The sequence below is a fragment of the Pseudomonas sp. GW821-FHT02H06 genome, from assembly GCF_059421525.1.
In genome coordinates this window covers 1-25,082 of record NZ_JBWKVD010000011.1, presented here as the reverse complement: position 1 = coordinate 25,082, position 25,082 = coordinate 1, and the positions used below count along the sequence as shown (strand labels likewise).

Below are 25,082 nucleotides of genomic sequence, written 5' to 3'. Positions count from 1 at the left end.
GGGCGTTAGAATCGCCGCCACGCGGCACGTCGGCACACTGAGTCGACTGCCTGTTGAGGTTTCTCCAGCGGTAGAGGAAGTCAATGCAAGCCCCTGAGGTTCTGGTACTGCAAGCCAGCTACAGCAATTCGGTTCACGCAGAAGCGATCGGATTTCTGCTCAATCAATACGCCGAGGACGCCATGGGTGGCGGTCAGTCGCTGTCCATGGACACCCGTCAGCAATTGGCGATCGAATTGGCCAAGCGCCCCCATGCGTTCAGCGTGCTGGCGTTCATCGCCGGCGAGCCGGTCGGCCTGGTCAACTGCTTCGAGGGCTTCTCGACCTTCGCCTGCCGGCCATTGGTCAACGTGCATGACGTGGTGGTGATCGCTTCGGCACGAGGCCAGGGGATCAGCCAGAAGATGCTGGCCAAAGTCGAGGAAATCGCCCGCCAGCGCGGCTGCTGCAAAATCACCCTGGAAGTGCTCGAAGGCAACGAAGCTGCCAAAGGCGCGTACCGCAAGCTTGGATTTGCCGACTACCAGCTGGACCCGCAAATGGGTCGCGCGCTGTTCTGGCAGAAAGCGCTGTAGCGAAGCGCTGTCAGTGGGACCGGCTTCAGCCGGGACGAGGCCGGTTTGAACACCTTCAATTTTATGGTGTGACGCAATAAGCCTTCCCGGCTAAAGCCGGTCCCACTCAATACCCGCGGTGTTTCTGTTGTTGCCCAGGCAACACCTTCCAAACCATTTGTAACAGTTCTGTCCTGTAAGGCGATTCCGAGAGCGCGATAGGATCGCCTCCCGTATTGCTTTCAGGACACACATGTCGCTCTCTCTGGAACCTCCCAGTCGCCGATTCCCCTCAAACAGGGTCGCAGGCGTTCACGTCGCTTTATCCCGCTTAAACAAGATTTCTGTCTGGCTCGACCTGCCTTCCGGCACGTCGGGCCTTTTCGTGTCTGTGCCATTGATCGAGAAGGGGCGCTGACCCATGGAATGGATTGCTGATCCCACGGCCTGGCTTGGCCTGTTGACCCTGATCGTGCTTGAGCTGGTGCTCGGCATCGACAACCTCGTTTTCATTGCCATCCTCGCCGACAAGCTGCCACCCGAGCAGCGCGACCGTGCGCGAGTCCTGGGCCTGTCGCTGGCGTTGATCATGCGCCTGGGCCTGCTCGCGAGCATTTCGTGGATGGTGACGCTGACCGAGCCGCTGTTCGAGGTCTTCGGCAAGAGCTTCTCCGGTCGCGACCTGATCATGCTATTCGGCGGCGTGTTCCTGCTGTTCAAGGCGACCATGGAATTGCACGAGCGCCTCGAAGGCCACGTTGCCCAGCGGGCGGGCAGCACAACCTACGCGCTGTTCTGGCCGATCGTCGCGCAGATCGTCGTGCTCGACGCGGTGTTCTCCCTGGACGCCGTGATCACCGCCGTGGGCATGGTCGATGAGCTGTCGATCATGATGATCGCCGTGGTGTTCTCGATCGGCATCATGATCATCGCCAGCAAGCCGCTGACCGCGTTCGTCAACGCCCATCCGACGGTGATCATGCTGTGCCTGGGCTTTTTGATGATGATCGGTTTCAGCCTGACCGCCGACGGCCTGGGTTTCCATATCCCCAAAGGCTATCTGTACGCAGCCATCGGTTTTTCGATCCTTATCGAGGTGTTCAACCAGATCGCCCGTGCCCGCCGCAAACGCAGCGTAAAAGGTGACTTGCCACGCCGCGAGCGCACCGCCCATGCCGTGTTGCGCCTGCTGGGTGGCCGCAGGCCGAGCGCCGAGGAGCTTGGTGAGGAGATCGCCGACATGCTCGATGGCGACAGCGACGAAGTGGTGTTCGACCGCCGCGAGCGGGTGATGATCAGCGGCGTGCTGCAATTGGCCCAGCGGCCCATTCGCGGTGTGATGACGGTGCGCAACGACGTCGACGTGATCGATCTGGATGACACGCCGGAAGGCATTCGCCAGCGACTGGTCAACTCGTCGTACTCGCGGCTGCCGCTGATCCGCGGGGGCCGCATCGACGAGCCGCTGGGCTTCGTGCACAAGAAGGAAATGCTCAACGCCTGGCTGTCCGGTACCGAGCCGAACATCGAACACCTCGCCCGGCCGACGCTCAATCTGCTGGACAGCTTCTCGATCCTCAACGCCCTGGAACAGATGCGCGCGCAGTCCACCCACATCGCCTTCGTGATCAACGAATTCGGCGATTTCGCCGGTATCCTGACCATGACCGACATCCTCGAATCCATCGCCGGCGAGCTGCCGGACGCCAGTGAAATCGAGGGCCCGGACCTGGTCGAGGAAGGCGGGGGCGTGCTGGTCAATGCCGCCATGAACCTCAGCCATCTGCGCGAACGCATCGGCTTCAAGGCGCGGGCAACGAGTGATTATCAGACCCTGGCGGGACTGGTGGTGAGCCTGCTGGATCGTTTGCCGGTGATTGGCGACGAATTGCAGTGGGAGGGTTGGCACCTGAAGGTCGTGCAAGTGCAGGAACGGCGGGTGACCCGCGTGCTGCTGCGTCAAACACCGGCTCCCTAACCCTGGTTGAAGCACACCCATGCCGACGAACAAAAAAAGGCCTGCATTGCGCAGGCCTTTTCGTTTGCAGCGAACGTCACTTCGCCTTTTTTACTTTTGCACCACTTCGGGCATGGTGCCGGGCTGGCTGGCGGCCTTTTCCATGTGGGCAAAATCACTCAGCCCCTTCGGCGCATAGGGATCGCCGATCATGCGTGGGCGCGCCTTGAAGTCCAGGCTGACCAGGCTTTTGGTGGTATCGAGCTCATCAAAGCTCAGGCCTGCCAGTTGCGCCCAGGTGTGGATCAGGTTCGAACTGGTGTAGGGGCGGTCGTGGATGCTCTCGAAATTCCAGTCATGGGTCTGCTTCCACTTCGGCGAGGCGTAGGCAATGAACGGCACGGTGTACATCGGTATGGTCGGCTTGTTCTCGTTGCGGCCCAGGGTGTTGCGGCCTGGCGAGTCATAAACGTCTTCGCCGTGGTCCGACAGGTACAGCAGGAAGCCGTTCGGGTCGGCCTTGCCATATTCCTTGATCAGGCTGGACACCACGAAATCGTTGTAGAGCACGGCGTTGTCGTAGCTGTTGTAGAACTCCAGCTTGCTGTCATCGATGTCCGCCGGTACGCCGTCACGTCCGCTGAATTTCGCGAACTCCTCCGGGAAGCGGTACTGATAGGCCATGTGGGTACCGAGCAGGTGCACCACGATCAGTTTGCGCGGCGCGGCATCGGTCAGCGCTTTGGTAAAAGGCGCGATCACGTCGCCGTCGTACTGGCGAGCGTTCTGGTTGCGGTTGTTATTCAGGTAGACCTGTTCGTCAGCCTGTTCGGAAAAGGTGGTCAGCATCGTGTTGCGCTTGGTCATCGTCTGCTGGTTGGTGATCCAGAACGTCTTGTAGCCCGCCTGTTTCATCACGCTGACGATCGACGGCGTCTTCAGGTAAAGGTCCGGGTTTTCCTCATCGGCGAAGGTCAATACCTGCTGCAGCGCCTCGATGGTGTAAGGCCGAGGCGTGATGACGTTATTGAACACCTGCAGCTGGTCCTTCATGGCGTCCAGGTTCGGGGTGGTCTGGCGCGGGTATCCATAAAGGTGCATGCGCCCGCGGTTGGTCGACTCGCCGATCACCAGCACCAGGGTGGTGGGCAGATTGGCCTGCTGGTCCTTGAGGTTTTTCAGCGGCGCAATGTTGCTGCTGCTGGTCAGCATGTCCTGCATGCCATCCAGTTGCTGGGTGTAACGGTGATAGGCAACGATCATCTGCCATGGCACCGCTGGCTCGACGCGCGACTCGAAGGCTTCGAGGGCCGAGGCGGTGTCGTCGTGGCGGGCCAACTGTTTGGCCAGCGGGTAACCGATGATGCCGATCAACAGCGCTGCCGCAACGGCGTAGGCTCGAGCGCGTGGCATGTACACCGGACGCAGGCGTGTCCACAGGAAGATCGCGAACGCGGTGTGGGCGATGAACGCCAGCACGATCCACCACGCGAAGTATTGGGTCATGTACTCGCCGGCTTCAGAGATGTTCGATTCGAACATGATGAAGATGACGCTCTGGGAAAACTCCTGCTGGTAAATGAAGAAGTAACCCAGGCTCGCCATGGAGCAGGCCCATAGAATCATGCCGATGACCGCAGCCATGATGCGGGTCTTTTGCGGGAACATCAGCATGGGCGCGAGCCAGATGCCGCTGATCACGAACGCCTGACGGAAGCCGGCAAAACCGGTGATGCCGGTCAGTTGGATAAGCAGTTGCGTGATGCCGGAGAAGTACCAGAAAAACACGAACAGCCAGATCACTCCCGCCCAGTCGAACCCTTTCGGAGTCGTAGTGCTCCGTTTCATCGTTGTCATCAAGCGCTCCGCTATAGACCGTTCAGGCGACCAAACACCGCCCGAATGAATTCAAGTGCCAGCATATGGCCAGCAATCAATGTGTTGAGGGTCGGGATTATGTTTTCAGCGGGGTGAAAATTTTGTCAGGAGGGTGTTGCGAAATCGCCAAAATCGGCTAAAGGCGCGGAGGCTAGAGCAGGGCGGGGAACGTAACGGCGTGTGTCGGGTCCGACGGAGGGTCGAAAACCGTGTCAAGTGTGCGGCAATGCAAGGCGCTGCCGAGGTACGGCGGAGGGGGGATTGAACACTGCGCCGGCAAGCCTGCAGATCGGGCTTGCCTTGGAGTGTGTGGTGCGGGGAGTCGTGAATCAGGCGTGCAGGGCGGTGCCGTTGCCGATGAGCTGGGCGTGTTGCAGCATCGAAGTCAGCTGGGCGACTTTGTTCTGCAATACGGCGCGTTCTTCCCTGAGCTGGCGCAGCTCGTCACGACGGATTGTGACGTAAAGGGTCTGTGGAGCGTTGGCTGTCAGTACTGTGCCCATTGCACACCTCGCAAATGGCGGGTTCAACTTCATAAGGTTCAAGCAAGGACGTCTGCTACCTGGCAAATCCTGCTCACTACCTCTATCGGCCGGAATTCTGATTTCTTTTGCGTAAAAAAGGAACTTTTTTATTTATGATTGTCGCGAACGTTTCTTGATCGCGAAAACCAGCGTCATAGGGCAGTCTTGCAGACCTCTGTGCCGATGCACATGAAACATTTTTCACCGGGAAACCATAGTTTGCCTCCCCGGACTAACCCACTATGCGGCACTGGGCTATAAACTGAGGCACCTCTGAATTTGATTAAGGAGCACCTCTACATGCAACTCGGGATTGTTGGACTAGGCCGCATGGGCGGCAACATCGCACGTCGACTGATGCTCAATGGCCACACCACCGTGGTCTATGATCGCGATGAGAAGTCTCGCACCGTGCTCGCCGCAGAAGGCTCGACCCCGGCAACAGACCTCGCCTCACTGGTCGCTGCCCTGGAAAAACCGCGAGCCGTCTGGGTGATGTTGCCTGCTGGCGCTCCAACCGAAGACACCATCAACGAGCTGGCCGACCTGCTCGATGCCGACGACGTGATCATCGACGGCGGCAACACCTTCTATAAGGACGACGTACGTCGCTCCGTGGCGCTGAAAGACAAAAACCTGCACTACGTAGACGTGGGCACCTCCGGCGGCGTCTGGGGTCTGGAACGTGGCTATTGCATGATGATCGGCGGTGAAACCGACGTCGTGACTCGCCTCGACCCGATCTTCAAGACCCTGGCCCCAGGCATTGGCGACATCCCGCGCACCAAGGACCGTTCCAAAGACGCTGATCCCCGCGCCGAGCACGGTTACATCCACGCCGGCCCGCCGGGCGCAGGCCACTTCGTCAAGATGATTCACAACGGCATCGAGTACGGCATGATGCAGGCCTTCGCCGAAGGCTTCGACATCCTCAAGACCAAGAACTCGGAAAACCTCCCTGTCGAGCAGCGCTTTGACCTGAACCTGGGCGACATCGCCGAAGTCTGGCGTCGCGGCAGCGTGGTCTCCTCCTGGCTGCTGGACCTGACCGCCGACGCTCTGGCCACCGACCCACAGCTCAACGCCTATTCCGGCTCCGTCGCCGACAGCGGTGAAGGCCGCTGGACCATCGAAGCGGCCATGGAGCAGGCGGTGCCGGTTCCGGTGCTGTCCACTTCGCTGTTCGCTCGCTTCCGCTCCCGTCAACAAAGCACGTACGGCGACAAAATGCTGTCCGCCATGCGTTTCGGATTTGGTGGTCATAAGGAACCAAAATAATGGGTTTATCCCGCAGCAAGCAGAATGCTCCGGTCGCTCCGGCGACCACGCTGTTCCTCTTCGGCGCCCATGGTGACCTGGTCAAACGGCTGTTGATGCCGGCCCTCTACAACCTGTTTCGCGACGGGTTGGTGGGGGAGGACCTGCACATTGTCGGCGTTGACCACAACACCGTCAGCGATGCCGATTTCGCCAAGAAGCTCGAGGATTTCATTCGTCAGGAGGCGGCCAGCAAGGTCGCTCAGGGCGGCGAAGAGCCTCTGGATCCGGCGCTGTGGGGCAGCCTGTCGAAGCGCATCACGTACATCACCGGCGATTTTCTCGACGATTCCACGTACGCGGACATCGACGCGAAGATCAAGAGCACGGGCACCCGCAACGCCGTGTTCTACCTGGCGACCGCGCCGCGTTTCTTCAGTGAAGTGACCCAGCGTCTGGGCTCTTCCGGGCTGATGGTCGAAGATGACGAGAGCTTCCGTCGCGTGGTGATCGAGAAGCCGTTCGGCCACGACCTGCCCAGCGCTGTGGCATTGAACAACTGCTTGCTGAAGGTCATGAGCGAGAAGCAGATCTACCGGATCGACCATTACCTGGGCAAGGAAACGGTGCAGAACATTCTGGTCAGCCGTTTCTCCAACGGTCTGTTCGAGTCGTTCTGGAACAACCACTACATCGACCACGTGCAGATCACTGCGGCCGAAACCGTGGGCGTCGAGACCCGTGGCAGTTTTTACGAGACCACCGGCGCCCTTCGGGACATGGTGCCCAATCACCTGTTCCAACTGCTGGCGATGGTGGCAATGGAACCGCCCGCTGCGTTTGGCGCCGATGCCGTGCGCGGCGAGAAGGCCAAGGTGGTCGGTGCGATTCGGCCCTGGTCGGAAATGGAAGCGCTGGCCAACTCGGTGCGCGGTCAGTATTCGGAGAGCAGCATCGATGGCAAGGCCGTCACCGGCTACCGCCAGGAAGACCGTGTCGATCCCGAGAGCAACACCGAAACCTACGTCGCCCTCAAGGTGATGATCGACAACTGGCGCTGGATGGGCGTGCCGTTCTACCTGCGCACCGGCAAGCGCATGAGCGTGCGCGACACCGAGATCGCCATCTGCTTCAAGCCAGCGCCGTATGCGCAGTTCCGTGATACCGATGTCGACAGCGTCGCGCCGAATTTCCTGAAAATCCAGATCCAGCCTGACGAAGGCATGTGGTTTGATCTGCAGGCCAAGAAGCCCGGCCCGACCCTGGACATGCAGACCATCGAGCTGGGTTTTGCCTACAAGGACTTCTTCGAGATGCAGCCGTCGACCGGGTACGAAACCCTGATCTACGATTGCCTGACCGGCGACCAGACCCTGTTCCAGCGCGCCGACAACATCGAGAACGGCTGGCGTGCCGTGCAACCGTTCATTGATGCCTGGGCCAAGGATCCGCAAGTGGACCTTTACCACGCAGGCGAGGACGGGCCCTCGGAGGCCGATGAGTTGCTGGCCCGTGACGGCCGCACATGGCAGCGCTTGGGATGAGTGACGTTTCGCAGCCCCTCATCCAGTTCATGCTGTCCGACATCGACGGCACGCTGCTGCACCCCGATCACAGCCTGAGCCAGGCCAACATCGATGCCGTGCGTAAATTGCAGGAGGCCGGGATTTATTTCTCGGTCGCCAGCAGCCGCCCGCCGCGGGCCATGCGTCAGCAGATCGAAGCCCTGGGCATCACGCTGCCGACCGTGGCGTTCAACGGCGCCAACATCATCAACCCGGACGGCAGTTTGTTGAAGGCCCACCGCATTGATGCCGCGGCGGCCCGCACCAGTCTGGAGTTGTTCGCCAGCGAGGCGGTGGCGGTCTGGGTCTTTGCCGATGACCAGTGGCTGCTGCTCAATCCCGAAGGGGATTACGTCGACCACGAGCGCAACACGCTGGGCTACGACTTCGTTCAGGTCGACAGCTTCGACGAGTACCTGGACCGCATCGACAAGATCGTCGCGGCGAGCAAGGACTTCGAGCTGCTCAAGCGCCTGGAGGCCACGCTCAACCCGCTGATTGCCGATTCTGCGCTGGCAGCGCGTTCACAATCCTACTACCTGGACGTCACCGCGCTGGACGCCAACAAGGGCACTGCCCTTGAGACGCTGGCCGATGCGTTGGGCGTGCCGCTGGCCCACACCGCGGCGATCGGCGACGCGGGCAACGATGTGGCGATGTTCCTTCGCGCCGGGCTGTCGATTGCGATGGGGCAGGCCGAGGTGGGCGTCAAGACCCAGGCCAACTACGTCACCGACAGCAATGCCGATGACGGGCTGGCGAAGGCCATCGAGCGTTATATCCTGCCCCGTTGATTCGGGGCGGCGGTTGCGCTGCCACTCATGGGTACCGCTACTCAAGGGGCCGGCGCACAACAAGAATAAAGTGCTCACCAAGAGGGATAACCGCCCGATGGCTGTATTGATCGAAGATTACGCGCTGCTCGGCAACTGCCGGACCGCAGCGCTGGTGGCCCGCGACGGGTCGCTGGACTGGCTGTGTTTCCCGCGCTTCGATGCGCCGGCCTGTTTCGCCGCGTTGCTGGGCGACAGCAACAACGGGCGCTGGAAGCTGGCGCCGGTCGACGGCAGCGCCCGATCCCGCCGCAGCTACCGTGACGGCACCCTGATTCTCGAAACCCTCTTCACCACCGACACCGGACAGGCGCTGCTCATCGACTTCATGCCCATGGAGATCGACAGCAGCGTGGTGCGCATCGTCGTTGGCGTAGAAGGGCGCGTGGATTTTTCCATGGATCTGGCGATCCGCTTTGACTATGGCAGCACCGTGCCGTGGGTGGAGAAGCGCGATCCGCACACCATGACCGCCGTTGCCGGCCCGGACATGCTGGTGCTGCGCACGCCCGCCGAACTGCACCCGATGGACCATCACACCGAGAGCCTGTTCAGCGTTGAAGCCGGTCAGCGGCTGGGCTTCGCGCTGTCCTGGCAGGTCTCCCACGAGCCGGTGCGTGCAGGGTTCGACGTGGAATCGGCGCTGCAGCAGACCGAAACCTTCTGGCGTGATTTTTCCGGCCGCTGCCCGGATGTCGGCCCCTGGACGGATCAGGTCAAGCGTTCGCTGATCACCCTCAAGGCCATGACCTATGCGCCGACCGGCGGGATCGTCGCGGCGGTAACCACCTCGTTGCCGGAGCAACTGGGCGGCGAGCGCAACTGGGATTACCGCTTCTGCTGGCTGCGCGACGCGACCATGACCCTGCTGGCGTTCATGAACCTGGGCTACTTCGAAGAAGCGACCGCGTGGCGCAACTGGCTGCTGCGCTCGATCGCGGGCAACCCGGAACAGGTGCAGATCATGTACGGCCTGGCGGGGGAGCGGCGCTTGCTGGAGTATGAGTTGCCGTGGCTGGCCGGCTACGAGCATTCGCGTCCCGTGCGGGTCGGCAATGGTGCGGCCAGTCAGGTGCAGCTGGATGTGTACGGCGAAGTCGCCGACGCCATGACCCAAGCCCTTAAAAACGGCCTGCCGGCGCTGCCGCGCAGCACGGACATCCAGAAAGTGATCATGCCGTTTCTGGAAAAAGTCTGGCATCAACCGGACGCCGGCATCTGGGAAATCCGCTCGGCACCTCGGCATTTCACCCATTCCAAAGTCATGGCGTGGGTGTCATTCGACCGCAATGCCGGGGTGTTGGCCAAGAGCGATAACCCGCAAGACCGCGAGCGGGGTCGGCATTATCGTGAGGTCGCCGATCAGATCCACGCCGACGTCTGCGCCCACGGCTTCGACGCAGAATTGGGCAGCTTCGTGCAGACCTACGGCGGCCAGGAAATGGACGCCAGTCTCCTGCAGATCGCGCTCACCGGCTTCCTCCCGGTCGACGACCCCCGCGTCACCGGCACCGTCACACGGATTGAACAGTCGCTGATGAAAGACGGCCTGCTGCTGCGCTACGACAGCGAACGCAGCACCGATGGCGTGTCGGGCAGCGAAGGGACCTTCCTGGTGTGTTCGTTCTGGCTTGCCGACGTCTACGTGCTGCAAGGCCGCGACGACGAGGCCCAAATCCTCTTCGAACGCCTGTGTGGCCTGTGCAACGACGTCGGCCTCCTCGCCGAACAATACGACCCCCAGCAAAACCGCATGCTCGGCAACTTCCCCCAAGCCTTCAGCCACATCGGCATCATCAACACCGCCCTGAACCTTCACCGCGTCATCTGCCCCGTAAAAAGCCGCGCGGCCACTCGGTCCTAGTGGGGCAGGGCATTAGCCGATGTCGGTGATGGGTGGGACAGGTTTTGCGTTACGCTGAGAGATTGATAGCGCTCACAGGGGCCTCTTCCCGGCTAAAGCCGGTCCCACTAAAAAGCAGCGCATGCAGTCATTGAGATTGGCGGCGCACTCTGTGGGACCGGCTTCAGCCGGGAAGCTTTTGCTGTTGATTTTGATCTTCATACACAGAAGGTCCAGACACCGCCAATCGCGACTTGGGTGCAGGCTGAACGCAGGTCTCGCGCAGTGGGCCGAGCCGCATGGATGCGGCGAGAGCGCCGTCAGGGCATGGATGCCCGTTCGGCGCGGGCCCACGGAGCGGGACCGGAGTGAAGGAACCCTGAGGAACGAAGGGCCCAACCGAGAGCAGGCACTTTTGCTTACTTTTGGTGCTTTTCAAAAGTAAGTCGCCGAAGGCGAAACAGTCTGCCCCCAGGCAGACGCTCTTGATCCTCAAAAGCAGCCCCGATGATCACCGCGCCTTGCGAAACGTAAAATTAATCCGCTGCTCCCCCAACTGCGGATGCTCCGCCTGCCGAATCGGCAACACCCCATGAAAGCGCAGCCGATCAACCCCGCCCCACACCACCACATCCCCATGAAACAACGGCACCCGCTGAGTCGGATCACTGCGCCCAAGCCCGCCAAACAAAAACATCGCCGGCAAGCCCAGCGAAACCGACACCACCGGCCACTCCAAGCCGCGCTCATCCTTATCCTGATGAAGCGACATCTTGGCTCCCGGGATGTAACGATTGATCAGACACGCATCCGGCACAAACCCCGCAAACCCGGCAGCCGAAGCCGCCGCCACCGCCAACTCCATGAAAACCCCAGGCATCGCTGGCCATGGCTCACCCGTGAGCGGATCGATGGGAGAATATTTATAGCCACTTCGGTCAGTGGTCCAGCCGAAGTCCCCGCAACTGCTCAACGCCACCGACATCGTGTAACCACCGGGCGTGACCATATGGCGGAACGGCGCCTGGGTCAGCACCGACTCCAGCGCAGGCAGCAATGACTCGATGAAAGGCAAAGCGAAGCCACGAAACACAAACGACGCCGGCCCGATCTGCTCATGTGAAGGCGGTTGCGGCGTGTCCTCCGCGAACAGATCAAACGTCGCCGGCGTCGTCCCTGTGCGCTGCATCACCATGGGCTTCCCCGTTCAGATTTCGGCTACAGCGCTTTGCTGACCTTCACATCGCTGATGACATCGGTGCTGTCGCCGTGCATCTTCTGCAGGGCGGCCAGGGCCTCATCGGCGGAGGGCGACTGCAACAGGGCAAACTCGAAACGACGCTCGCCGTTGAGCTTGTAGCTGATTGCGTATTTGACGACGGGGGCAGCGGTGCTCACATTTTACTCCTGGAAAAAACTGACCGGATGTTCGCAAAAAAAATACAAAGATTTCACGCCAGCCGGTGTTCAATGGCGCTTTGGCTCAATGGCGCATCAGCTCAGACGCGAGGACGAGCGGCGAACGATTTTGATCGAATGGGTGAAGGCAGTCTTGCGCCCGCCATGGCTGTCGAGCTTGCGGCCGGCGGTGTCAATGGTGATGTTCCAGAAGCCGGTGCTGGGCACCGCGATTTTGGCGGGGAAACGGTCAAACGCGCCGCCGTGGTAAGTGTGACGACCGCCGTTTTTGAAGCTGCGGAAGTTGGCATCACTCATCAGGCGTATGTTGCAAAGCTGGGAGCATTCGATGACGACCATGTCGTCTTCGTTGAGGTGCTCGCGCTGGTGTACGAATTTCATGGGTGTCTCCGGAGACAGCGTTCTCGAAAACCCGAAACCATAGCACGACGAGCCTGGGCATTGATCTTCCCGGCGGGTTTTATTGATCGTGGACTCGCTTGAATCGACGCAAGGCTGACCGCCAGGCTGGCAGTTAAAAAAGCACACGCGCGGGATTTAATCCGGGTCGGGCTTGTCGTAAGCACCTTTACTGGAGGGATTGTATGAAATTGGCGGTTGTTATTCTGGCCCTGGCGATGACCGGTTGCGCCACAGTTACGGACATCGAACACACCCCGGCGACCATGAGCGTCATGTCCGGCAAGTCGCCGAAGGATTATGCCGCGTGCTTTGTCGGACGCATCTCTGACAGCCGCAAGCCGCCGCAAATCGAGCCGCACAAAGAGGGCCTGCGCATCATCGTTCCACAGAAGTTGCTGACCAGTGACCCTGCTGCCATCGTCGACATCGAGACCCGCTCCAGCGGCAGCTCGATCAAGCTGTTCGAACGCCTGTCGAACAACCCCCTGCGGCCCAAGGACGTGCAGCACGCCGTGACGGCCTGTATCTCGGGCGAGTGACGCGATTGCGGGGCGAATCAAGGGTGACGCGGTTCAACGGTTAGACGGTCGAGACGTTATTTGCAGACCACCAGCACTGTGCGGTTTTTATAGTTGCCGACATCGACACCCAGGGTCTTGTCGTCTTCCTTGGGTTGCGGCGTGCCGTTGGTGCTGACGATGTTGTAGCCGGTGCCCGCACAGGAAGCGTCAGCCTTTTCGTAGCAGGCGGCCCAGGACATGGCTTCGCCGGAGCAGTCGATGCTCAACGCCTGCTTGCCGTCTTTGAGGTAAGTGTTCTGCGCAGTCGCGCAGCCTGTCAGGGCCAGTACAGCAATGACGGATAAGATCTTGATCATGGTGGAATGCTTCGCGATGAGGGCCGGTGTGGGAATTGCTAGTCTGAGACTGAGAGGCGGTGCCATCGTTCCGGCATCACCGTAGATTTTTTGCAGGACTTGCTCGGCGATATCCGTGGCCGAATCTGCGAAGGAGAGGCCTCGGCCGCACTCCATTGCGGAGCGGGCCGGGCCGCCTGATCAGTCCTTCTTGTCAGCTCGACGACGCGGGGCTGGCGTGTCTTCGAACACGGCGGCGACTTCGATGGCACTGCTCTCGCTGGAGAACGGGCCTGCCACGGCTTCACCGTCGTGGCCGACCAGCCACCACTGGCCGTCCTGGAGCTTTTTGATCTGGTAACCGTTCACGCTTTTGACTTCAGGCATCGACTCGTCTCGATTAGTAATTCAGGCGCCCATGATAATCGGCAAATGCCAAAGGGCAATCGCACAATTTCCCACGCGCGATGGCGAACAGGGCTACGCTTGCGAAGGTCACCGAACGGCGGTTACGCGGTGCTGGATGCCCTCGTACGAAGGACAGCATGGAATCCCAATAATCAGTGGGTGAAGCGTGGCGAATGAGCTGGTTGCTGAGCTATTGGTGGAACGATCTGCGGAACTATCTGCGTCAGCGTTCCTCTACCTAGGCAGCGAACGGCCAGTAGCGGCATTGTAAGGTTATCGCCGCCTCATTAGACTGCGCCGCAACACCCCCAGCTCATCAAGGATTTATATGATCAAGAAATGCTTGTTCCCTGCAGCCGGTTACGGCACTCGCTTCTTGCCAGCGACCAAGGCCATGCCCAAAGAGATGCTGGCCGTTGTCAACAAGCCACTGATCCAGTACGGCGTGGAAGAAGCACTTGCTGCGGGTTTGACTGAAATCTCCATTGTCACCGGCCGCGGCAAGCGCGCGCTGGAAGACCACTTCGATATCAGCTACGAGCTTGAGCACCAGATCAAGGGCACCGACAAGGAAAAGTACCTCGTCGGCATCCGCAGACTGATCGACGAGTGCAGCTTTTCCTACACTCGTCAGACCGAAATGAAAGGTCTGGGTCACGCGATTCTGAGCGGTCGTCCGCTGATCGGTAACGAGGCATTCGCCGTGGTGTTGGCGGATGACCTGTGTGTCAACCTGGAAGGTGACGGCGTTCTGGCGCAGATGGTCAAGCTGCACCAGCAGTACAAGTGCTCGATCGTGGCGATTCAGGAAGTTGACCCGAACGAGACCAACAAGTACGGCGTGATTGCTGGCGAAGAAATCAAGCCAGGCCTGTTCCGCGTCACTGACATGGTCGAGAAGCCGGCACCGGATGTTGCTCCGTCCAACCTCGCCATCATCGGTCGCTACATCCTGACCCCGGACATTTTCGAAAAGATCGAAAACACCGAGCCAGGCAAAGGCGGCGAAATCCAGATCACCGACGCCCTGATGAAGCAGGCCGCCGAGGGCAACGTCCTGGCGTACAAATTCAAAGGCAAGCGTTTTGACTGCGGCGGTGCCGAAGGCTACGTGGAAGCGACCAACTTCTGCTTCGAGCACTTCTACAAGACCGGCAAATCGACTCAGTGATGCATCTGTATCGGTAGTCAGCGTCTAGCTGTGCTGTCAGACAAAGCCACCTTCGGGTGGCTTTGTCGTTTCTGTCCTGCGGAACTTGCCGAGCGCGCTCAAGCGGTTATGCTAGCGCATCGCTTGGGAGAGACACATGAGCTACGACTTTGACCTTTTTGTAATTGGCGCGGGCTCGGCCGGCGTCCGCGCAGCGCGGTTTTCCGCCGGTTTCGGCGCGCGCGTGGCCGTGGCCGAGAGCCGTTATCTGGGGGGCACCTGCGTCAACGTTGGTTGCGTGCCGAAAAAACTGATGGTCTACGGCGCGCACTATTCCGAAGACTTCGAACAGGCGAAAGGCTACGGCTGGAGCAGTGGCGAGGCGCATTTCGACTGGCCCACCCTGATCGCCAACAAGAACCGTGAAATCAGCCGCCTCAATGGCGTCTACCGCAAGCTGCTGGACAGCAGCGGCGTGACACTGATGGAAGGCCATGCGCGCCTGCGCGGCCCCCACGAAGTCGAAATCAACGGCCAGGTTCACACGGCCGAGCACATCATGATCGCCACCGGTGGCTGGCCGCAGGTGCCGGACATTCCGGGCCGTGAGCACGCCATCACCTCCAACGAAGTGTTCTTTCTCGAACAGATGCCCAAGCGCGTCGTCGTGGTGGGCGGCGGCTACATCGCAGTCGAGTTCGCTTCGATCTTCAACGGCCTGGGCGCTGACGTCTCGCTGATGTACCGCGGCGAATTGTTCCTGCGCGGGTTCGACGAAAGCTTGCGCACCCATCTGCACGAAGAACTCGCCAAGCGCGAGATGGACATCCGCTTCAAGACCGAAATCAACAGCATCGAAAAGCTGGCCGACGGCACCTTGCAACTGAGCCTGAACGACGGCACCTCGTTCAACACCGACTGCGTCTTCTACGCCACCGGCCGCCGTCCGATGCTCGATAACCTGGGCATGGACACCGTCAACGTCGAGCTGGATGAGAAAGGCTTCATCAAGGTCAACGGTGACTATCAGACCACCGAGCCATCGATCATCGCCGTCGGCGATATCATCGGTCGGGTGCAGTTGACGCCGGTGGCCCTGGCCGAAGGCATGGCCGTCGCGCGGCGCCTGTTCAAGCCCGAGCAGTACCGCCCCGTGGACTACCGCCACATTCCCACTGCCGTGTTCAGCTTGCCGAACATCGGCACGGTCGGTCTCACCGAGGCCGAAGCCATGAAGGACGGCTATGAGGTGCAGGTATTCGAAAGCAAGTTCCGGCCGATGAAGCTGTCGCTGACCGACAACCAGGAGCGTACCCTGATGAAGCTGGTGGTCGACGCCAAAACCGATCGCGTTCTGGGTTGCCACATGGTCGGCCCGGACGCGGGCGAGATCATCCAGAGCCTGGCGATCGCGCTCAAGGCCGGCGCTACCAAACAGATTTTCGACGACACCATTGGCGTGCATCCTACGGCGGCGGAGGAATTCGTCACCATGCGCACACCGACGCGTTAAGGCGTGCGCCGCGCGCGTGATTGAACGACGCGCGGCACATGCGAACGGTCCGGCCTCCATGGAGGGAGCTGGACGAGCCATTGTTTTTAGGGACGGACCCACTCTTTGACCAGCACGAGTTTTTCGGCAGCCATGCCCTTGAATCCAGCAGGACCTGACGACCAGGCGCTTTCCAGAACCGAAACGCTTGAGGAAAGTGAGCGGCAGTTTCGCAGCCTCGCCGACAACATGAGTCAGTTGGCCTGGATCGCCGATCCGGCCGGGCGCATCCATTGGTACAACGAGCGCTGGTACAGTTACACCGGCACCTCGTACGAGGCGATGATGGCGTTGGGCTGGCGATCGTTGCATCACCCTGACCATGGCCAGCGCGTCGAGTCGCGCCTGCAGCGCTGTTTCGCGACCGGTTCATTGTGGGAAGACACCTTCCCGCTGCGTGGCAAAGACGGCCAGTACCGCTGGTTCCTGTCCCGTGCGTTGCCGATCCGCGACGACCGCGGCAGCATCACCCACTGGCTGAGCACCAGCACGGACATCACTGCGCAAGTCAGTGCCGAAGATGCGCTGCGTGAGCTGAACGAGAGTCTTGAGCAGCGCGTTGCCGCGCGTACCCGTGAACTGGCCGAGAGCAATGAGCGCCTGCAGATCGAAATCAGCGAGCGCGCCCAGGCCGAAGAGGCCCTGCGCCACGCGCAGAAGATGGACGCCATCGGCCAGCTCACTGGCGGCATCGCCCACGATTTCAACAACATGCTGACCGGCGTGCTTGGCGCGCTGGACCTGATTCAGCGGCGGGTGGCCGCAGGGCGCGTGTCGGAGATCGATCGTTACATCGAGGCTGCCATGGGCTCGGCCAACCGCGCCGCGTCACTCACCCATCGCCTGCTTGCGTTCGCCCGTCGCCAGTCGCTCAATCAGTGCCCCGTGGACGTTAATCACATGGTGGCGTCGATGGAAGAGTTACTGCGCCGCACCATCGGCGAAAGCATCGAGCTGGAAGTCGATCTGCACGGGACCTCGTGCCTGACCAACACCGATGAGCACCAGCTGGAAAACGCGCTGCTCAATCTGGTCATCAACGCCCGCGACGCGATGCCCGATGGCGGGCGGCTGCTGATTCAGACCGAGCTGACCCACATCGCCCTGCTGCAGGATGCGCTGGCGCCGGGCGACTACGTGCGCCTTCGCGTGCAGGACACCGGAATGGGCATGTCCAGCGAAGTCATCGCTCGGGCCTTCGATCCGTTCTTCACCACCAAGCCGATCGGACAGGGCACCGGGCTGGGCCTGTCGATGGTCTACGGCTTCATCAACCAGACCGGCGGCCGGGTCAGTATTTCCAGCGAAGAAGGGCGCGGCACGCGGATCGATTTGCTGCTTCCCTGTCATGAGGCTGCCGTCGAGTGTGCGCCCGTCGTGAACCCCAGCATCGAGCCGCCTCGCGCCAGTCAGGGCGAGCGCGTGCTGGTGGTCGAAGACGAGCCCGATGTGCGCATGCTGGTGGTGGATGTGCTGAAGGAGCTGGGTTACCGGGTGATCGTGGCCTGCGACAGCCATGAGGCGCTCCCGGTCCTGCAGGGCAGCGATCCGGTCGATCTGCTGGTGACGGACGTCGGACTGCCGGGCGTGAATGGTCGTCAACTGGCGGAGGTGGCCCGTCAGCATCGCCCCGGGCTGAAGGTTCTGTTCATGACCGGCTATGCGCGAGAGGCTGAGGTGCGTGGCGACTTTCTCGACGATGGCATGGATCTGCTCACCAAACCCTTCAGCATCGACGAACTTGCGGTGCGCGTGCGAAGCCTGATCGAGTCAGACTGAACGCGCCTTCCCCGGCCCCGACCGTCCATCAACAACGTCTTCTATTAATAAAGCATCCTTATAGTCAAAACCAATCGTTAGCATGAGCTTTGCCAATGAGTTCTTGCCGACGATTTTGCGTAGTATCCTCCCCATCGAATTTGTAACACCCATTTCCACAACCCTCAGGAGATTCACTGATGCCTATCATCAACAGCCAAGTCAAACCGTTCACGGCAACTGCTTTCAAGAACGGCAACTTCGTAGAAGTGTCGGACGCCGACCTGAAAGGCAAATGGTCTGTGGTGTTCTTCTACCCGGCTGACTTCACCTTCGTTTGCCCAACCGAGCTGGAAGACCTGGCGGACAACTACGCCGAGTTCCAGAAACTGGGCGTCGAAATCTACAGCGTTTCCACCGACACTCACTTTGCTCACGCTGCCTGGCACAACACTTCGCCAGCCATCGGCAAAATCCAGTACACCATGATCGGTGACCCAACCCTGAAAATCTCCCGCAACTTCGACGTCCTGATCGAAGAAGCAGGTCTGGCTGACCGCGGTACGTTCGTGATCAACCCGGAAGGCGAAATCAAAATCGTCGAACTGAACGACGGCGGTGTTGGCCGTGACGCTTCCGAGCTGCTGCGCAAAATCAAGGCGGCTCAGTACGTCGCTGCTCACCCGGGCGAAGTCTGCCCAGCCAAGTGGAAAGAAGGCGAGGCCACTCTGGCACCGTCCCTGGACCTGGTTGGCAAGATCTAAGTCGTCATGACCGGATCGGGGGCGATGAGCCCGTAGGCACGTAAACCGCATCGCCCCCAAAAAACGCCCGGGCGGTTATCGCTCGGGCGTTTTTTTTGTAGAGCTCGCTGGATTCCGAAGCGGATCCGGACCCTGAAAGTAAAGAAGGAAGCCGAACCATGTTGGACGCCAATCTTAAAGCTCAGCTGAAATCTTACCTGGAGCGGATCACTCGCCCGATCGAGATCATTGCGTCCCTTGATGACGGCGCAAAATCCCAGGAAATGCTGGCCCTGCTCAATGACATCGTCAGCAGCTCCGACAAGATCACCCTGGACACCAATGGCAGCGATGCCCGCACGCCGTCCTTCGCCCTGAACAGCCCAGGCCAGGACATCAAGCTGCGCTTCGCCGGTCTGCCAATGGGCCACGAATTCACCTCGCTGGTGCTGGCACTGCTGCAAGTCGGCGGTTACCCGTCCAAATCCTCCGAGGAAACCATCGAGCAGGCCCGTAGCCTGACCGGTGATTTCAAGTTTGAAACCTACTTCTCGCTGACCTGCCAGAACTGCCCGGACGTGGTTCAGGCACTGAACCTGCTGGCCGTGCTCAACCCCAACGTGCAGCACGTCGCCATCGAAGGCAGCCTGTTCCAGCAAGAAGTCACCGACCGCCAGATCATGTCGGTGCCAAGCATCTACCTGAACGGCGAACTGTTCGGCCAGGGCCGCATGAACCTGGAAGAGATTCTGGCGAAGATCGACACCAGCGCCGGTGATCGTCAGGCCGAGAAGCTGAACGCTAAAGAAGCCTTCGACGTTCTGGTCGTCGGGGGTGGCCCGGCCGGTTCCGCCGCTGCGATCTACGCTGCCCGTAAAGGCATCCGCACCGCCGTGGCAGCCGAGCGTTTCGGTGGCCAGGTGCTGGACACCATGGCGATCGAGAACTTCATCTCGATGCAGCACACCGAAGGGCCGAAGCTGGTGGTCGCCCTCGAAGAGCACGTCAAGCAGTACGAAGTGGACGTCATCAACCTGCAGCGCGGCGAGCAGTTGATTCCGGGCAAGAATGGCGAGCTGCATCAGGTCAAGTTCGCCAGCGGCGGCGTGCTGAAAGGCAAGACCGTGATTCTGGCGACCGGCGCACGCTGGCGTGAAATGAACGTCCCGGGCGAGCAGCAATACCGCAACAAGGGCGTGGCGTACTGCCCGCACTGTGACGGTCCGCTGTTCAAAGGCAAGCGCGTCGCGGTGATTGGCGGCGGCAACTCCGGCGTCGAAGCGGCCATCGACCTGGCCGGTATCGTGTCCCACGTGACCCTGCTGGAATTCGACGCCAACTTGCGCGCCGATGCGGTGCTGCAACGCAAGCTGCACAGCCTGCCCAACGTGACGGTCCTGACCAGCGCGCTGACCAGCGAAGTCACCGGTGACGGCCAGAAAGTCAACGGCCTGCGCTACAAGAACCGCCTCACGGGTGAGGAAATCACCGTTGAGCTGGAAGGCATCTTCGTGCAAATCGGCCTGCTGCCGAACACTGAATGGCTCAAGGGCACCGTCGAGCTGTCGCCACGGGGCGAGATCATCATCGACCAACGCGGTGAGACGTCCATTCCGGGCATTTTCGCTGCCGGCGACGTGACCACCGTGCCGTACAAGCAGATCGTGATCGCGGTCGGCGAGGGCGCAAAAGCCTCCCTCAGCGCCTTCGACCACCTGATCCGCACCAGCGCCCCGGCGTGATGGTTTATTAGTGGGATCGGCTTCAGCCGGGAAGACTTCGGTTGCCACACTGCAAAATGATGGCGTACAGACTAGCCTCTTCCCGGCTAAAGCCGGTCCCACTAAAAGCAAAACCTCATGAGCGATCATGAGGTTTTTTTTGTGCTGTCATTTAGGCGACCCCGCCTTGTGGAGCCGGGCCTGCGTGATATTCTCGCGCCCGTTTTCATCACTGCCTTGAGATCCTCGTGAAATTCATCCACCAACGCGAACACCTGAATGAAGGCGACATCGTGGTGATCGAGTCCTCGAACGCCTGCAATATCCGCCTCATGAGTGACGCCAACTTCCGCAGCTTCAAGAACGGCGGTCGCCACACTTATCACGGCGGCGCCTTCGACCGCTTTCCGGCGAAGATCGTCGTGCCCAGCACCGGCTTCTGGAACATCACCCTGGACACGGTCACCCAACGGGCGATCAGCGTGACGCGCAAGCCCAACCTCAAACACTCGATCAAAATCGTGCGCCGGACAGGCTCAAAGCTTCAAAACTGAGTGGCTGATGACTGCGCATTCAGCGGCGCGAATCAGGCCCGCCATTGCAGCGGGCCTGGGGCAGCGGGTCAGAGTTTCGGCAGCTGACCGATGCGGCCCATCATCTCGGTGACGATCTGCAAGTCCAGCAGGAACTGCTCGGTGGTCTTGAACTCGGCGTCGGTGTGACCGGTGTATTTGACGTCGGGTTTAGCCAGACCGAACTGCACTCCGTTGGGCAGCTCATGCACGGACGTGGCGCCGGCGGAAGTGCCGAACTTGTGCTCCATGCCCAGGTTCTCGGTGGCCACGGCCAGCAGCGCCTTGACCCACTCGCCCTCGGGATTGCGGTACATCGGCTCGGCGATCGAGTAATTGAAGCCCGGCGTGATATGGCGCTGCTGGGTCCAGGCGGTCAGCTTCCGTGCGATTTCCGCCTTCAGCGCTTCCGGTGATTTGCCCCTTGGCACGCGCAGATTGACCGCCAGCTTGAAGGCCTTTTCGTCCATCGCCACGTAAGTCAGCGAGGCCGTCAGCGGGCCCATGAACTCATCACTGAAGCCGACGCCCAGTTTGGCGCCCAAGTAGTCCAGGCCCCAGTTGTCAGCGGCGTAGCGCGCGGCGTCGGTGATCGCGTTGTGCTTGAGCGCGACCTTACCGTCCAGGCCGTTGATGAAATCGAGCATCCGCGCCACCGGGTTGACCCCCGATTCTGGCTCGGAAGAATGCGCCGACACGCCGGTGACGGTCAGCTTGACGTCCTTGCCGGCGACTTCCGCGTCGACCTTGAAGTTGCCGCCGTTGCGCTGGGCGTACTCGGCGCCGGCTTTCTGCAACTCGGCCGCGAGTTCAGCGGGTTGATCGCTCACCAGCGTGACGACCGATTTTGACGGGATCTGGTTAGTGGCCATGCCGCCGGTCATCGAAGTGATTTCCGCGCCAGTGCCTTCGGCGGTGCGACGGGCGAAGCTGGCCATGACCGTGCCGTAGCCCTTTTCCGCGATGACCACCGGGTAGCTGCCGTCGAGCGCCAGGTTGTAGGCCGGCGTCGGGTTGCGTTCGAAATAGTAGGGAATGGCATCGCCGGAGGTTTCTTCGGTGGTGTCGATCAGCAGCTTGAAGTTGCGCGCCAGGGGCAGCTTTTCTTCCTTGATCACCTTCATGGCGTAGAGCGCGACGACGATGCCGTTCTTGTCGTCCTCGGTGCCGCGGCCATACATGCGGTCGCCGATCAGGGTGATTTTGAACGGATCCAGACGAGTGCCATCGGCCAGCACCCAGTTGTCCAATGTGACCGGCACGACGTCGGCGTGGGCGTGAATGCCGACCACTTCAGGGCCCGCGCCCTCAAGGGAGATTTCATACACGCGGTTGTCGATGTTGCGGAAGGTCAGGTTGAACGACTGCGCGAGGGTTTTGATTTTCTCGGCCATCTTGATGAACGCCGGGTTGTCGTGCTGTGCGACGCCTTCAGTCTGGAACGTAGGAATGGCGACCAGCTCGCGCAGGGTTTCGGTGGCGGCGCTGCCGTATTTCACCCGCGCATAAATCCCCAGCAGGCGATGGATATCGTTCTGCTCATCGCCGGACAGCTTTTTATTGGCGAGGAAGGCGTTGATCGCCGGCTCGATGCCGGCAGCCTTGACGACGTCGGTGGTGCTGATCGTCTTGAGGAATTGGCGGAAATCCGTGACCGCGTTTTCTTTGAGACTGCCGACAATCGTGCTGCTTTGTTGCGCGGTGAGGTTGGCAAAGGCAGCCGGTGCAATGGCGGAGACGCCGGCGAACATCAAAGTGGCGGCGGCGAGTTTTTTGAGTGAAAAGTCCATTGGGTGGGGCATTCCTTGGCAGGCATGTTGAGAGAAATGTCTGATCATTCGATCAGAAACCACCGCACGCTACCATCGCCGGTGGAGCAGGGGGAGTCCTCATGGCGATATCTGTCGCCTTCAAGGGGAAAAGCGGCGCAGAACCGTAAATGACTCAGGCCATTGAATGGCCTGAAAAAATAGGCGTGAACCCGCCTCGCTCATACGCCATAACCGTCTACGCTGATGGCGCAGCGCGACGGCATGGTGTTGATGTACATGGTTTTCCGTAGCCGCAAACCTTTCAGGCGCTACCACGCCCGGCTATCTCACTGAGGAACTCCATGAAACTGCGTCATTACGCTGACCGGACGCTGCGTGCGTTGCTGGTCATGATGAGTGTAGGCATCTGCCAGGCGGCAGAGCAGCAGCGTGTGAACATCGGCTCGTTGAACATGACCGGCGGCAAAATCACTCGTTGCGACTTGGGTTATCGCACCTACGGCACCCTGGCAGAAGATCGCAATAACGTCGTGTTGGTGACTACCTGGCTCGCCGGGCGGACGTCCGACCAGGCCGACATGATCGGCCCTGGCAAGTTGGTCGACACCAATCGCTGGTACGTGGTGGCGATGGACGCTATCGGCAATGGCGTGTCCTGCTCGCCGTCCAACAGCCTCAGCGCGCCGCGCCTGAAGTTTCCGCAGTTCGGTATTCGCGACATGGTCAAGGCGCAGCATCGCTTGCTCGCCATGTACCTGGGCATCGATCACGCCCACGCCATCGTCGGCATTTCCATGGGCGGCATGCAGGCCTTGCAGTGGGCGGTGATGTACCCGGACTTCGCCAGCAAGGTGGTGACCATTGTCGGCACGCCACACCCGACCGAGCGCGACCTGCAGGCATGGAATGCAGAACTTGCCGCCATCGAACACGCGCCGGGCTGGAACAACGGCAACTATGGGCCGGGCACGGTGTTCAAGCAGCTCACGGCGGTACACAACGGTTATCTATGGACACCGGAGCGGGCTGCAGCCAAGCCGGCGGGGAACAGGCCTGCGCCTGGCGGCAACGTTCCTGCTTCAACAGGTGGCCAGCCGTTCAGTACGGTCGACTGGTACCGGCAATTGCAGGCGATGACGTCCTTTGATCTGTTGCGTCAGGGCGATATGGCCGCGCTGGCCGGTAAGATCAAGGCGCAGCTGTTAGTCATCACGTCAGAACGGGACCGCATGGTAGACCCGGCGCCTTCCAAGGCGCTGGCCGCTCAAAAGCGCGCGCAGTTGCTGGTGCTCAACAGCGATTGCGGGCACATGGCGCCGGCGTGTGAAGCAGACAAGGTGAATGAGGCGGTGAAGGCGTTCCTTAAATAGGACGGCGGCCTCCAGTTGTCAGCGGCGCACTGCCCAGTACGGCAAGCCGGCGGCGAGAACCTGCCGCAGACGGCAAGCATTGTCGATTACGCGGCTCATCACGCCCTGGCGCGTGGTCTGTAGGCCAGTGCTGGCGGGCCTTTCAGGTGGATCAGGCGGTATGGCATCGGTTTTGCTGTTGTCGGGGTACATCGGACAACCTGAACAGGAGGTGAAAGATGTTAATCGGCAACAGTGCCATCCAGCAGTTCGTGTCGAAGGCCGTAAGCCACACCCATTACGCCACGACGGACACGGATGCCTACAACAGCGCCATGGCCGGCGCTGCCACACCCGTGGCGGCGATTGCGAGCAATGGTGAAGGCGCGGCGCAAAGCAGCAATGACGGCAAGCAGGGCTACGACGAGTCGTTTGCCAAAATGATGGTGAACCTGAAAGCAGCGGCGGCCAACACGGCGTCGTCGGTGACGGACGAAGACAAGGCGGCTGCGGCTGCGGCGTTTGTGTCCAGCGCTGACAAGCAGGTCGCGTCGTCTGACAGCGTCAGCAAGACCGTCTCCGATGAACTGGCGGCCAGCGATGGCACGGCGGGTTCTGACGGCGCGGGTTCGGTGAAGGATCAGTTTCTGTCCTACATGAACCAGACCGACGCGGAGAAGGTGCGGCAGCGGTTGACGGGGGTCAGCAAGGCGGAATACGACGCCATGACGCCGGAAGAGCAGGCGGCGGTTGACAAGCAGGTGACTGAGCTGCAGAAGCAGAAGACGGATCAGCAGGTCGCTGAGCGGGAGGTGAAGACCAGGATCGCCATGGCAAAGGCGGAAATGGCCTGATCTGTTGGCGCCTCGGGTGCTCTGCCTAACGGCAGAGCGTTTCGCCTTCGGCGAGTTACTTGGAAAAGCACCCCAAGTAACCAAGGGTGCTTGCTCTCGGTTGGGCCCGACTTCG

Annotated in this window: 23 protein-coding genes; 15 read left to right on the top strand and 8 right to left on the bottom strand. The window is 60.7% G+C overall.

The genetic code is table 11. The annotated features are described in order from the left end of the window. Positions 1-83: 83 nt before the first annotated feature. A complete protein-coding gene (locus AC07VF_RS17940; protein ID WP_495007781.1) occupies positions 84-575 on the top strand; it encodes a GNAT family N-acetyltransferase in 492 nt (163 codons plus the stop codon). A 400-nt stretch (positions 576-975) separates the two neighbouring features. Further along, on the top strand, positions 976-2,532 hold the full coding sequence (locus AC07VF_RS17935; protein WP_495007782.1) for a TerC family protein: 1,557 nt from the start codon (positions 976-978) through the stop codon (positions 2,530-2,532). A 90-nt stretch (positions 2,533-2,622) separates the two neighbouring features. Here the strand turns inward: AC07VF_RS17935 and AC07VF_RS17930 are convergent, their stop codons facing one another. Both AC07VF_RS17930 and AC07VF_RS17925 read right to left on the bottom strand, forming a co-directional pair. Further along, positions 2,623-4,368, bottom strand: a complete 1,746-nt coding sequence (locus tag AC07VF_RS17930) for a phosphoethanolamine transferase CptA (RefSeq protein ID WP_495007783.1) — start codon at positions 4,366-4,368, stop codon at positions 2,623-2,625. Between the two features lie 350 nt (positions 4,369-4,718). Beyond that, positions 4,719-4,892, bottom strand: coding sequence for a DUF6026 family protein (locus tag AC07VF_RS17925; RefSeq protein WP_192172120.1), 174 nt, complete (start codon positions 4,890-4,892; stop codon positions 4,719-4,721). 321 nt (positions 4,893-5,213) lie between these two features. Here AC07VF_RS17925 and gnd point away from each other — a divergent pair, with 321 nt between their 5' ends. From gnd to AC07VF_RS17905, 4 genes are all read left to right on the top strand, one after another. Beyond that, positions 5,214-6,191, top strand: coding sequence for a phosphogluconate dehydrogenase (NAD(+)-dependent, decarboxylating) (gnd, locus tag AC07VF_RS17920; RefSeq protein ID WP_192172119.1), 978 nt, complete (start codon positions 5,214-5,216; stop codon positions 6,189-6,191). Beyond that, the gene (zwf, locus tag AC07VF_RS17915; protein ID WP_346626305.1) at positions 6,191-7,714 is read left to right on the top strand and encodes a glucose-6-phosphate dehydrogenase; all 1,524 of its coding nucleotides are present in this window, start codon (positions 6,191-6,193) and stop codon (positions 7,712-7,714) included. The genes gnd and zwf overlap by 1 nt, the downstream gene beginning before the upstream one ends. Beyond that, on the top strand, positions 7,711-8,529 hold the full coding sequence (locus tag AC07VF_RS17910) for an HAD family hydrolase (protein ID WP_495007784.1): 819 nt from the start codon (positions 7,711-7,713) through the stop codon (positions 8,527-8,529). Before zwf ends, AC07VF_RS17910 begins: the two co-directional genes overlap by 4 nt. 97 nt (positions 8,530-8,626) lie before the next feature. Further along, positions 8,627-10,432, top strand: coding sequence for a glycoside hydrolase family 15 protein (locus tag AC07VF_RS17905; protein WP_495007785.1), 1,806 nt, complete (start codon positions 8,627-8,629; stop codon positions 10,430-10,432). 490 nt (positions 10,433-10,922) lie between these two features. On the opposite strand, the gene alkB is transcribed toward AC07VF_RS17905, so the two are convergent. The 3 genes from alkB to AC07VF_RS17890 form a co-directional block, all read right to left on the bottom strand. Then, positions 10,923-11,600: a DNA oxidative demethylase AlkB gene (gene alkB, locus AC07VF_RS17900; protein ID WP_407073221.1), complete on the bottom strand. Its 678-nt coding sequence runs from the start codon at positions 11,598-11,600 to the stop codon at positions 10,923-10,925. A 29-nt stretch (positions 11,601-11,629) separates the two neighbouring features. Beyond that, on the bottom strand, positions 11,630-11,809 hold the full coding sequence (locus AC07VF_RS17895; RefSeq protein WP_495007786.1) for a hypothetical protein: 180 nt from the start codon (positions 11,807-11,809) through the stop codon (positions 11,630-11,632). A gap of 96 nt (positions 11,810-11,905) precedes the next feature. After that, complete coding sequence (locus AC07VF_RS17890; protein ID WP_037010615.1) at positions 11,906-12,211, bottom strand: DUF1883 domain-containing protein; 306 nt, start codon at positions 12,209-12,211, stop codon at positions 11,906-11,908. A gap of 203 nt (positions 12,212-12,414) precedes the next feature. On the opposite strand from AC07VF_RS17890, the gene AC07VF_RS17885 reads away from it, so the two are divergent. Further along, a complete protein-coding gene (locus AC07VF_RS17885; RefSeq protein WP_122534636.1) occupies positions 12,415-12,771 on the top strand; it encodes a hypothetical protein in 357 nt (118 codons plus the stop codon). Positions 12,772-12,827: 56 nt separating this feature from the next. Here AC07VF_RS17885 and AC07VF_RS17880 read toward each other — a convergent pair whose 3' ends face one another. Both AC07VF_RS17880 and AC07VF_RS17875 read right to left on the bottom strand, forming a co-directional pair. Next, positions 12,828-13,109, bottom strand: a complete 282-nt coding sequence (locus tag AC07VF_RS17880) for a hypothetical protein (protein ID WP_065987192.1) — start codon at positions 13,107-13,109, stop codon at positions 12,828-12,830. Positions 13,110-13,289: 180 nt separating this feature from the next. Next, positions 13,290-13,475, bottom strand: a complete 186-nt coding sequence (locus tag AC07VF_RS17875; RefSeq protein ID WP_346629802.1) for a hypothetical protein — start codon at positions 13,473-13,475, stop codon at positions 13,290-13,292. Between the two features lie 349 nt (positions 13,476-13,824). Between AC07VF_RS17875 and galU the strand changes: the two genes are divergently transcribed. The 6 genes from galU to AC07VF_RS17845 all read left to right on the top strand — a co-directional run bounded on the left by galU (position 13,825) and on the right by AC07VF_RS17845 (position 20,974). After that, a complete protein-coding gene (galU, locus tag AC07VF_RS17870) occupies positions 13,825-14,667 on the top strand; it encodes a UTP--glucose-1-phosphate uridylyltransferase GalU (RefSeq protein WP_192172113.1) in 843 nt (280 codons plus the stop codon). Between the two features lie 136 nt (positions 14,668-14,803). Further along, entirely contained in the window at positions 14,804-16,159 is a 1,356-nt protein-coding gene (gene gorA / locus AC07VF_RS17865; RefSeq protein WP_495007787.1) for a glutathione-disulfide reductase, read from the top strand. A gap of 105 nt (positions 16,160-16,264) precedes the next feature. Continuing rightward, the gene (locus AC07VF_RS17860) at positions 16,265-17,977 is read left to right on the top strand and encodes a hybrid sensor histidine kinase/response regulator (RefSeq protein WP_495031060.1); all 1,713 of its coding nucleotides are present in this window, start codon (positions 16,265-16,267) and stop codon (positions 17,975-17,977) included. 179 nt (positions 17,978-18,156) lie between these two features. Continuing rightward, on the top strand, positions 18,157-18,720 hold the full coding sequence (gene ahpC / locus AC07VF_RS17855) for an alkyl hydroperoxide reductase subunit C (RefSeq protein WP_065987199.1): 564 nt from the start codon (positions 18,157-18,159) through the stop codon (positions 18,718-18,720). 158 nt (positions 18,721-18,878) lie between these two features. Continuing rightward, positions 18,879-20,441 (top strand): alkyl hydroperoxide reductase subunit F, encoded by a 1,563-nt coding sequence (ahpF, locus tag AC07VF_RS17850; protein ID WP_495007788.1) that lies wholly within the window; start codon positions 18,879-18,881, stop codon positions 20,439-20,441. A 227-nt stretch (positions 20,442-20,668) separates the two neighbouring features. Beyond that, positions 20,669-20,974 carry a DUF1883 domain-containing protein gene (locus tag AC07VF_RS17845; RefSeq protein WP_282373314.1) on the top strand — a complete coding sequence of 102 codons (306 nt, stop codon included), beginning with the start codon at positions 20,669-20,671 and terminating at the stop codon, positions 20,972-20,974. 68 nt (positions 20,975-21,042) lie between these two features. Here AC07VF_RS17845 and AC07VF_RS17840 read toward each other — a convergent pair whose 3' ends face one another. Next, a complete protein-coding gene (locus AC07VF_RS17840; protein ID WP_495007789.1) occupies positions 21,043-22,782 on the bottom strand; it encodes a dipeptidase in 1,740 nt (579 codons plus the stop codon). Between the two features lie 323 nt (positions 22,783-23,105). Between AC07VF_RS17840 and AC07VF_RS17835 the strand changes: the two genes are divergently transcribed. Then, the gene (locus tag AC07VF_RS17835) at positions 23,106-24,134 is read left to right on the top strand and encodes an alpha/beta fold hydrolase (protein WP_495007790.1); all 1,029 of its coding nucleotides are present in this window, start codon (positions 23,106-23,108) and stop codon (positions 24,132-24,134) included. A 218-nt stretch (positions 24,135-24,352) separates the two neighbouring features. Continuing rightward, complete coding sequence (locus AC07VF_RS17830) at positions 24,353-24,967, top strand: hypothetical protein (RefSeq protein ID WP_495007791.1); 615 nt, start codon at positions 24,353-24,355, stop codon at positions 24,965-24,967. The last annotated feature ends 115 nt before the right edge of the window (positions 24,968-25,082 follow it).